Source organism: Streptomyces pathocidini (genome assembly GCF_001418495.1).
Classification (GTDB): Bacteria; Actinomycetota; Actinomycetes; order Streptomycetales; family Streptomycetaceae; genus Streptomyces; species Streptomyces pathocidini.
Genome location: NZ_LIQY01000382.1, coordinates 1 through 8,780, shown reverse-complemented (window position 1 = coordinate 8,780; position 8,780 = coordinate 1). Strand labels below are relative to the sequence as shown.

General features: G+C 69.0%; 10 protein-coding genes and 3 pseudogenes. 8 read left to right on the top strand and 5 right to left on the bottom strand.

Translation table 11 applies throughout. The annotated features are described in order from the left end of the window. A partial coding sequence (locus AOK16_RS28445) for a VOC family protein (RefSeq protein WP_338058495.1) occupies nt 1-84 on the bottom strand: 84 nt, incomplete at its 3' end. Nucleotides 85-169: 85 nt separating this feature from the next. After that, nucleotides 170-310 (bottom strand): annotated as a pseudogene (locus AOK16_RS28440) (VOC family protein); the annotation flags it as partial. Nucleotides 311-518: 208 nt separating this feature from the next. Between AOK16_RS28440 and AOK16_RS18165 the strand changes: the two are divergent. Next, nucleotides 519-953 (top strand): VOC family protein, encoded by a 435-nt coding sequence (locus AOK16_RS18165; protein WP_055473291.1) that lies wholly within the window; start codon nt 519-521, stop codon nt 951-953. Nucleotides 954-1,029: 76 nt separating this feature from the next. Here AOK16_RS18165 and AOK16_RS26625 read toward each other — a convergent pair. After that, a pseudogene (locus AOK16_RS26625) lies at nt 1,030-1,152 on the bottom strand (IS5/IS1182 family transposase); the annotation flags it as partial. Nucleotides 1,153-1,758: 606 nt separating this feature from the next. On the opposite strand from AOK16_RS26625, the gene AOK16_RS18160 reads away from it, so the two are divergent. The 7 genes from AOK16_RS18160 (at nt 1,759) to AOK16_RS18130 (ending at nt 5,858) form a co-directional block, all read left to right on the top strand. Beyond that, nucleotides 1,759-2,982 carry a helix-turn-helix domain-containing protein gene (locus AOK16_RS18160; protein WP_055473290.1) on the top strand — a complete coding sequence of 408 codons (1,224 nt, stop codon included), beginning with the start codon at nt 1,759-1,761 and terminating at the stop codon, nt 2,980-2,982. A gap of 107 nt (nt 2,983-3,089) precedes the next feature. Continuing rightward, nucleotides 3,090-3,512, top strand: a complete 423-nt coding sequence (locus AOK16_RS18155; RefSeq protein ID WP_055473289.1) for a hypothetical protein — start codon at nt 3,090-3,092, stop codon at nt 3,510-3,512. Then, nucleotides 3,509-3,796: a DUF7848 domain-containing protein gene (locus AOK16_RS18150; RefSeq protein ID WP_055473288.1), complete on the top strand. Its 288-nt coding sequence runs from the start codon at nt 3,509-3,511 to the stop codon at nt 3,794-3,796. The genes AOK16_RS18155 and AOK16_RS18150 overlap by 4 nt, the downstream gene beginning before the upstream one ends. Next, the gene (locus AOK16_RS18145) at nt 3,793-3,987 is read left to right on the top strand and encodes a hypothetical protein (protein WP_055473287.1); all 195 of its coding nucleotides are present in this window, start codon (nt 3,793-3,795) and stop codon (nt 3,985-3,987) included. The genes AOK16_RS18150 and AOK16_RS18145 overlap by 4 nt, the downstream gene beginning before the upstream one ends. A 178-nt stretch (nt 3,988-4,165) precedes the next feature. Further along, a complete protein-coding gene (locus tag AOK16_RS18140) occupies nt 4,166-4,402 on the top strand; it encodes a DUF397 domain-containing protein (protein ID WP_055473286.1) in 237 nt (78 codons plus the stop codon). 76 nt (nt 4,403-4,478) lie between these two features. Further along, entirely contained in the window at nt 4,479-4,931 is a 453-nt protein-coding gene (locus AOK16_RS18135; protein ID WP_055473285.1) for a hypothetical protein, read from the top strand. 24 nt (nt 4,932-4,955) lie between these two features. Then, a complete protein-coding gene (locus AOK16_RS18130; protein ID WP_205627721.1) occupies nt 4,956-5,858 on the top strand; it encodes a JmjC domain-containing protein in 903 nt (300 codons plus the stop codon). A 685-nt stretch (nt 5,859-6,543) separates the two neighbouring features. Here AOK16_RS18130 and AOK16_RS18125 read toward each other — a convergent pair. After that, nucleotides 6,544-7,077, bottom strand: a complete 534-nt coding sequence (locus AOK16_RS18125) for a hypothetical protein (RefSeq protein WP_055473284.1) — start codon at nt 7,075-7,077, stop codon at nt 6,544-6,546. 337 nt (nt 7,078-7,414) lie between these two features. Further along, nucleotides 7,415-8,780 (bottom strand): annotated as a pseudogene (locus AOK16_RS18120) (L-serine ammonia-lyase); the annotation flags it as partial.

The window sequence follows — 8,780 nt, the reverse complement described above, 5'->3', positions numbered from 1 at the left end:
CCCCAGCACCTCGCACCAAAAGCGAGCGACGCGTTCAGGTTCCGCGCAGTCGAAGGTGACTTGGAACTGCTTGATCGATGACATCGGCGCACCATAGCAGGGGGTTCGTCGCTACAGCAGGGGGATTTCTTCGCTCATCTCCCGGTGTGGATCCTCGGGTTGTCCACCGGAGGACGAACCCGATCCCTCCGGCCTGGAAGAAGACGGTCTCCTCGACCTCCTGCCCCCGCCACCCCAACTGCTCGTAGAACGTCCGGGCCCGCCCCACATCGGCGACCCCGAGAGTGATCAAACTGACGCGCTGCTCCATGGCCCCAAGCTACCCCGCCAACGGAGCCGGGTCTCGGCGGCCGGCACTCGATCACCCGCACCGCGACGGTGAGCACCTGCACCGCGACGGGGCGGGCTCGCAGGCGAGCAAGGGCCCGTCCTCCGGTGGACAACCCGAGGATCCACACCGGGAGATGAGCGAAGAAATCCCCCTGCTGTAGCGACGAACCCCCTGCTATGGTGCGCCGATGTCATCGATCAAGCAGTTCCAAGTCACCTTCGACTGCGCGGAACCTGAACGCGTCGCTCGCTTTTGGTGCGAGGTGCTGGGGTACGTCGTACCGCCGCCACCGGAGGGGTTCGCCACTTGGGACGCCTTCGACCGCTCCCTGCCTCCCGAGGACCAGGGCGCATGGTTCGCGTGCGTTGATCCCTCAGGCGTGGGCCCGCGGTTGTACTTCCAGCGCGTTCCCGAAGGCAAGGTCGCCAAGAATCGGGTGCACCTTGACGTGCGGGTCGGCACCGGGCTCGTAGGCGAAGAGCGCCTCGCCACGCTCGAGGCCGAATGCGCACGACTGGTCGCGCTCGGCGCGGTACAAGTACGAGTGCTGCTCGCCGATGAGGACAACGAGTCCTGCATCACGATGCAGGACATCGAAGGCAACGAATTCTGCCTCGACTGAGCCCCTTCCGAGACGGCGAGACAAGGTCTTCTTCCACGTGAAGGCACTTCCCCAGCCTTGCGGTTGCGGTTGCGGTGACCGGTCGGCCGACGGCGACGTCTACGACGAGTCGGGTGTTGGCGTCGAAGACGACCTGGCGGTTGACCGAGTACCGGTAGTCCTTCGACTGCTCGGCGACCGCGTGATCCAGCATGGGAACAGGGAGCCGCGCCGGGGCGAGGGAATCGTGCCCCCGCGAGCGCGGGGCCGACTGCTGGCCGAAGTTCAGCGCCGGGCACATGGCGGGAACACTCCCGCAGGCGCGGGACCGGCAGCACGATCACGTCGTGCTGCCCCTCGGGCAGAGGAACACCCCCGTAGGCGGGGCCGACTCCCACGCGGCAGCCGCGGGGCAGTGGGCGGTAGGAACACTCCCGCAGGCGCGGGGCCGACTGCCCGAAGGACTACCACCTCGAGGCCCCGAGCTGGGACCCGGACGCGCTCGTCTGCCGTCGCGACGGCGCGCCGTAGCCGGAGCCGAGCCCGAGTTCGTCCGGTCCTCCAGCGATCCTCTCTGAACGGTGCCGCGCGTGATCACGATGCCCCCTGTCTGGCCTTCGGGCCGGTCAGGGGGCCTTTCGCCATTTCCGGGCACCGTGGCGTACCTCACCGTGGTCATCACGTTCCGGCCTTCGGGCACTCTCCAGGAGGCCCATCCGTTCAATACCTGGGCGACCCAGTAACCGGAAGTTCACGGACAGATCTGGGCGCCAGCCAGATCGTCGTCCTACGCTGACAGTCCGCGCGCACCAGAGCAGGGGGCACCATGAGCGACCACATCGGCGCACGCATCCGGGAGAACCGGAAGGTCCGACAGCTATCCGTGCGACAGCTCGCCAACAGGGTTTCGATCTCGGTCAGCTTGCTGGAGAAGATCGAATCCGGTGACCGGAACCCAGCCCCAGGCCTGGTAGCCCAGATTGCCCGCGCGTTGAAGATCGGCCCCGACCGCCTGACCGGGCAGCCGTACGTGAACGGGGCCGAGACCGAGGAGCAGGTCCAGGCGGTTATCCCCGAGCTGCGGCGCATCCTGCTCACCTACGACAACCCCGACGATCTCGTTGTCGCGCCGCGGCCTCTCCCGGTACTCGCTGCGGAAATGGATCACGTCGCGGAGATGCGGCAGAACGGCCGCTACGTCCCCATGGGCCCGCTACTCCCCGGGCTCCTCGCCGAGCTCACCCACGTCGCGTTCTCGTCGTCCGGCCAGGACAAGCAGCAGGCGTACTGGTGGCTCGCCCGCGGGTACCGCGCCACCAACTCCCTTGCGCACAAGCTCGGCTATCACGACCTCTCGCTCACCGCGGTCGAGCGCGTCCACTGGGCCGCCGACCGCTCCGGGGACCCGCTCATGCAGGTCACCGCCGCGTACCTGAAGGCCGGTGCCATGGTGCGCATGGGCTCGTACGCGAGCGCCCGGCGCGTGCTCGAAGGCCTGGAGGGAGAGATCGAACGGCTCGCCCCGGAACGGTCGCTGACCGACGCGCACGCCGCTCTGCAGGGAGCAGTGCTCCTGAAGCTTGCGATTCTGGAAGCCCGGGACGGGCGGTCGGAACGCGCGCAACAGCGGCTCACGGAGGCGCGGATCTGCGCGGGCTACCTGCGCGCTGACACGACGCACTACGAGATGTCGTTCGGGCCGACCAACGTGCGCATCCACGAAGTTGCCGCGCTCATCGACTCGGGCGACACCGAGCAGGCCCTCGGCCGGCTGCGGGAGTGGGGCGCGGAGCAGGACCGCGACGAGTGGGAGCTGCCGGACGGCATCGTCGCCGAGCGCGCGAGCCACCACCACATCGACGTCGCCGCGGCCCGGCTCGCCGAGGGCGATCGCCGAGGCGCTCACCAGGACCTGCTGCAGGCTCGCAAGCTCAGTCCGAACCATGCTCGCTTCCACCCGACGTTGCGGTCGACGGCAGCAACCTTGGTCCGGCTGGACCGGTCGCAGGACGACTCGATCGCCGGATTCGCTCGCTGGGCTGGAGTTTGACGGCTTGTCAAGTGATTCGCTGAAAATCCATCCCCACATTTTGTGGGGAACGTAGGCACTACCGCGCGGCACGATTCCCTCACTGACCGCAATGAGGGGATCGTGCCGTGTCCGTTACCCGCGCCGATGCAGCCCGCCGATGGCTCACGCGAGCCGACCCGGACCTGGACCACGCTGAGCGCTGGTTCGCCCAGACCGGCATCGTCCTCATGCCACTGGGCCGGCAATGGGATGCCGTACGCGTAAACGGGGCCATCGCCGAAGCGGTACTCGACGAGGGCATCGAAGGCCCGGTCATCCGCGACCACGAGGCCGTCTACTTCCTCGTCGGCCTTGGCACATCCCTCTCCTGGAACGCCCCTCACAGCGAAGGCCTCGGGGTCGCCTGCTACGTCACCGTCCCTGCCCCCGAGCGCACCGCGGGCCCGGGCGTGCACTGGGCACAAGCCCCCGACGGCAACGGCCAACTCGTCGATGCCGCGCGGCTTCACGCCCTCCTCACCGCCGCACACACGGAGACCGCTCGGTGAGGGGCCGCATCGCGAGCGGCGTGGCGCGCGCCTTCGCCACCTGGACCATCGACCTTGACCCGGACGTACCCGAGTTCCGGGTCCGCATGACATGCGACGTGTGCAACGAGCACTCCGAGGTCTACAGCGACGACCAGGCCGGAGTAGGGCTGTGGGTCCAACTCCACACCGCTCGCACCATGCACACCCGCTTCACCGAGGCCGTGACTCGGCAGTGGGTCATGACACCCACGGGCGCCATCGGCCAACACCTCATCGACACTCCCCAGGAGGCGGCGCGATGACGCGATGGTGCACCTGGCACGGGGCAGAGGCCGAGGCCACCGTCCTCGCCCGCGTCGTTGAGGTCGGCAGCGGGCCCGGAGGCATGTTCTACGCCTGCCCGTCGTGCGTCGAGGCGTACGGGATCACGCCGCTCACGCTGGCGCCCGAGGCCTCCGAGCGCCCGCTCTGCTCCGCCCGCGGGCCCATGTGAGCCGGGCCGCTGGCGGGACGGCGCCCCTCGGGGATTCGCCAGCGGCCCACCTCAAGGCTCCCGCCCCGGCCGCCGAATCCCTGGCAGGAAGACGGCCGGAGCGGGCGGGCCCGCAAGGGGCCCTGCACGGCGCGGAGACCGCATCTCCGCAACGTACGCACCAAGGAGGAACCGTTCAATGGAGAACCTCTACTCCCTACCCGCCGCAGGTGCCGAGTTCACCAAGTTCTGCGGAGGCAACCTCGGCGGCGAACACGAGAGCTGCATCGAGTACGCCGCCCTCCCCGGCACCACCGACGCATTCGTACTCCGGGACACCAAGCCCGAAGGCCGCGGCCAGGAGCTCCGGGTGACCGGCGACGAGCTGCGGAACTTCGTGGTCGGTACGGCCACGCAGATGGGGCTTTCCCTCTGATCTGAGGCATCCCTCAGCACCACGGGCGGGCCGCTCCACCAGAACGGGCGGCCCGCCACCTCTCAGAAGGGTTGAAATGAGCTGGCAGGGACACTGGCACGGGTACGGCCCCTGGGTCGGCAGCGGCGCGGAGTACGCCAAGGAAGGCGTACGGCGCCCCGGCCCGCTGCCCAACGATCCGCAGACCCAAGCGTTCATGACCGCCAGAACTCCGCCGATGATGACGGGGCACGCGCTCCTGCGACGCGGCCAAGCAGCTGCCGATCGGACGTGGGCGGACGTCGAACACGCTGTGACCTGGCTGCAGAAGTGCTACGCGGAGAACCCGCCGCTGTCCCGGGAGGACGGCAAGACGGCCTACCTGGAACTGGACGGCAAGACCGCGTACGCGCGGGACGTACTGCCGCGTGGTGTCGACGTGGCGTGGGCCTACTGGATGAACTCCGGTTCGCTCGCCTCGTATTCGGTGGTCTGCTGCCCCAGCCTCCACCATCCGGAGATCCCCTGCCCTCTCCCCCCGACCTCTTGATCCCTCAACGCCGAGGAGAGAGCGATGTCGCTCCATCTTCTTCTTGACGAGGACGGTATGACCGACCTCATGACGTCCTGGCCAGACGCGCCGCGGGTGTACGAGCGCGGCGTCACCGACCTGGACCGCGTGATCACCGCCGAGTTCCTCTACGAGTACGTGGACTCCGGCTGCGTGCCGGCCAGCGAGATCGCCGTGGTGAAGGCCCCGAATCCGTCATTGAACGCGGCCGCCTTCATGACCAACGGCCGTACTGACCCAGCCAAGTTGCGCCAGCTGCACGACAAGGGTTTCACCATCCGTCTGGGCAACCTGCAACGGGTCATCCCCGTACTGGCCAGCGTATCGCGGGGCATCCAGGAGCAGACCGGCTACAGCAACTACGTCCACGCCTTCCTCACCCCACCGGGCGCCCAGGGCCTACGGCACCACTGGGACCAGCAGATGGCAGTGATCGTGCAGGTGGCCGGTGTGAAGCGCTGGCAGCTGTGGCGCCCACCGGTCGAGGCGCCCATGCGCGAGTTCAACGAATCCTGGCGCGTGTGGAAGGAGGAGTACATCCCGCAGTGGGAGGCAGCGGGCCCTGACATCGAGATTGACCTTGAGGCCGGCCAGTCGTTGCTCCTGCCGAGGGGCTGGGTCCACAACCCGCTGGTGGAGGAAACCGGCCAGCCGAGTGTCCACCTGACGTACGCACTGCGGGAGCGCACCCTCGTGTGGCTGGCCGAGCAGCTCATCGCGGGCGCGATCCGAGAGCCGGAGTTCCGGCGAATCGTCCGCCCCGGCGACATCAGTGGCCCGGCACTCGCTGATTGGCTGCACGACACCCGGGACGCTCTCATGAAATACCTCGGCGGCCTGGACGTGGATGCCTTGGCCGGCACCGTCCGTCGGGCGGCCGTGACGGAGCTGGAGTACACGACCTGACTCCGGCCCCGCCGAGACCGGCCCCGGTCGTCCGCTTCCCCCGTGGCGGATGGCCGGGGCCTCCAAAGAGTCCCCGACGGGATCATGCACGAGCACGGTAGACGTACCGGCTCCGCCCGTCCGCCCCATCCGGGGCGCCGCAGGCCCATGCGGCGAGGGACCGGGGCCGGCCGTCCTGTCCTCCAGCGGACGGCCGGGCCCCCACGCCCCAGAACGACCCCCTCCACTCGGCCCCCAGGCGGCGGAGAGGGTCATCGCGCCCCCGGCAGAACTGTCGGGGGCGCGGCCATTCCCGTGATCACGGTTGGGCGTTTTTGCACTCATCCCCGGGGAACGCTCGGCGTTCCGCGCCGAGGCGTGTTCCCACGGGAACAGCCGCCCGTGATCCGTGCCGCCGACTGAATCCGAGTGGTTCGCACTGGCATCGAACTGACCCGAGGAACACCCCCGCAGGCGCGGGGCGGACTTGCCGAGCTGGGACTTTAACAGCGTGGGCGAGCGGAGAGGATCGGGCCGTCGTAGTCGACCGGTCTCCAGCCGTGGCGGCTCCGACGAGGGTTGCGGTGCTAAGGACCTGAAAGGCTCGTCGGAGCACGGCGCTTGCCCGCCGGAGTTGAAGCACTTGGGCGACCTCGTTCGGGCTTTGTCCTTCCCCATCTGAGAGAGCGTGCGGCGGATTGCCTGCCTAGGAGTCGTCGGGTTCGTCATCCGTGGGTTCGGGTGGGCGTGTGTAAGCGAGGTCGAGGACGTAGCGTTCGGTGACGGGGCTGCTGCGCCAGGCCTGTTGGAGCGAGTCGTCCGGGGAGTCCGGTGTCAGCTGGTCGAGGGTTGCGTCGTAGTAGTCGGCTGCGGCCTGGCGGCCGGTCCACCAAGCGTGGCCTTCATAGATGCCGGGGCGGGGCAGGCTGGTCTGTCCTGCGGGGCCGATGGACAGTTGGTTGACCACCAGGGTGCCAGTCTCGGATTCGATGCTGACCGGGATGGTGCCTTCGTTGTCTGCGGGTGGTGGGGGCGGGGTGTCCCAGATGCGGATGGTGACCTCTACGTCGATGTCGGGCTGCAGGCTGTAGAGGTACAGGTGGTAGCCGTTTCCGGCTACCACCTGTTGTTCCGCGGAGTCCATGGCGTCCTCGTCGCCGAGATAGGCGTCGGCGTCATAGACCTCGACGATGCGACGGCCGGGGGTGGCATTGACGCTGCACTCGGCAAGAAGTGCCATGTGGCGTACTCCTTCTGTCAGTTGGTGATCTTCACGCCCGCGGGGATACTCCCGGGACCAGTGCACCCTTGAGCGTCCTCGCGTGGTTCGCCCCGCGCGCCTGCGGGGATACTCCAGCTTCGTTGCCGTTCTTCACGTGGTCGTCGTCGGTCCGCCCCGCGCCCGCGGGGACGCCCCGCTGAGTGAGGAGCGGGGCGGCCCTGGCCGCGTCGGAAGGCTCAAGGCGCGGGCCAGGCCTATTCCAGGCGAGGGTCAGGCCCATATCAGGCGTGGGCCTGGGCCTGTTCCAGGCGCGGGTCAGGGGCCTGGAACAGGCCCAGGGCAGGGCCAATTCCGCTCAGCATTCGATGACGTTGACCGCGAGTCCGCCGCGGGCCGTCTCCTTGTACTTGACCTTCATGTCCGCGCCCGTCTCCTTCATCGTCTTGATGACCTTGTCGAGGGAGACGTGGTGGCGGCCGTCGCCGCGGAGGGCCATGCGGGCCGCCGTGACGGCCTTGACCGCCGCCATGCCGTTGCGCTCGATGCAGGGGATCTGGACCAGGCCGCCGACCGGGTCGCAGGTGAGGCCGAGGTTGTGCTCCATGCCGATCTCGGCCGCGTTCTCGACCTGTTCGGTCGAGCCGCCCAGGACCTCCGCCAGGCCGCCGGCGGCCATCGAGCAGGCCGAGCCGACCTCGCCCTGGCAGCCGACCTCGGCGCCGGAGATGGAGGCGTTCTCCTTGAACAGCATGCCGATCGCGCCCGCCGCGAGGAGGAAGCGGACGATGCCGTCCTCGTTCGCGCCGGGGACGAAGTTGACGTAGTAGTGCAGGACGGCGGGGATGATGCCCGCCGCGCCGTTCGTGGGGGCGGTCACGACGCGGCCGCCCGCCGCGTTCTCCTCGTTGACCGCCATCGCGTAGAGCGTGGTCCACTCCATCGCGCGCGCCGCCGCGTCGCCCTCGGCGCGCAGCTGGCGGGCCGAATTGGCCGCGCGGCGGCGGACCTTGAGGCCGCCGGGGAGGATGCCCTCCTGCGACATGCCGCGTGAGACGCAGGCCTCCATGACCCGCCAGATCTCCAGCAGCCCCTCGCGGATCTCCGTCTCGGTGCGCCAGGACTTCTCGTTCTCCAGCATCAGCGAGGGGATCGACAGGCCCGTCTCTCGGGAGAGGCGCAGCAGTTCGTCGCCCGTGCGGAAGGGGTAGCGCAGCACGGTGTCGTCGAGCTTGATGCGGTCCTCGCCGACCGCGTCCTCGTCGACGACGAAGCCGCCGCCCACTGAGTAGTAGGTCTTCTCCAGCAGCGGCGAGCCCGCGGCGTCGTACGCGAAGAGGGTCATGCCGTTGGCGTGGTACGGCAGGGAGCGGCGGCGGTGCAGGATCAGCTGGGTCGACTCGTCGAAGTCGATCTCGTGGGCCGCGCCTATCTCGGCGCCCAGCAGCCGCAGCCGCTTCGCGGTGCGGATGCGGGCGACCTCGTCGTCGGCGCTCGCCACGTCGACGGTGCGCGGTGAGTGGCCCTCCAGGCCGAGCAGGACCGCCTTGGGGGTGCCGTGGCCGTGGCCGGTGGCGCCGAGCGAGCCGAACAGCTCGGCCCGTACCGCCGAGGTCTGCGCCAGCAGGCCGTCCTTCTTCAGCCGGCCCACGAACATGCGCGCCGCGCGCATCGGGCCGACCGTGTGCGAGCTCTACGTGCCGATGCCGATCGAGAAGAGGTCG

Excerpts from the sequence above, each read along its gene's own strand:
- AOK16_RS18135 (WP_055473285.1), top strand. The coding sequence starts at position 4,479 with ATGAGCTGGCAGGGACACTGGCACGGGTACGGCCCCTGGGTCGGCAGC.
- AOK16_RS18160 (WP_055473290.1), top strand. The coding sequence starts at position 1,759 with ATGAGCGACCACATCGGCGCACGCATCCGGGAGAACCGGAAGGTCCGA.
- AOK16_RS18125 (WP_055473284.1), bottom strand. The coding sequence starts at position 7,077 with ATGGCACTTCTTGCCGAGTGCAGCGTCAATGCCACCCCCGGCCGTCGC.
- AOK16_RS18145 (WP_055473287.1), top strand. The coding sequence starts at position 3,793 with ATGACGCGATGGTGCACCTGGCACGGGGCAGAGGCCGAGGCCACCGTC.
- AOK16_RS18140 (WP_055473286.1), top strand. The coding sequence starts at position 4,166 with ATGGAGAACCTCTACTCCCTACCCGCCGCAGGTGCCGAGTTCACCAAG.
- AOK16_RS18165 (WP_055473291.1), top strand. The coding sequence starts at position 519 with ATGTCATCGATCAAGCAGTTCCAAGTCACCTTCGACTGCGCGGAACCT.
- AOK16_RS18130 (WP_205627721.1), top strand. The coding sequence starts at position 4,956 with ATGTCGCTCCATCTTCTTCTTGACGAGGACGGTATGACCGACCTCATG.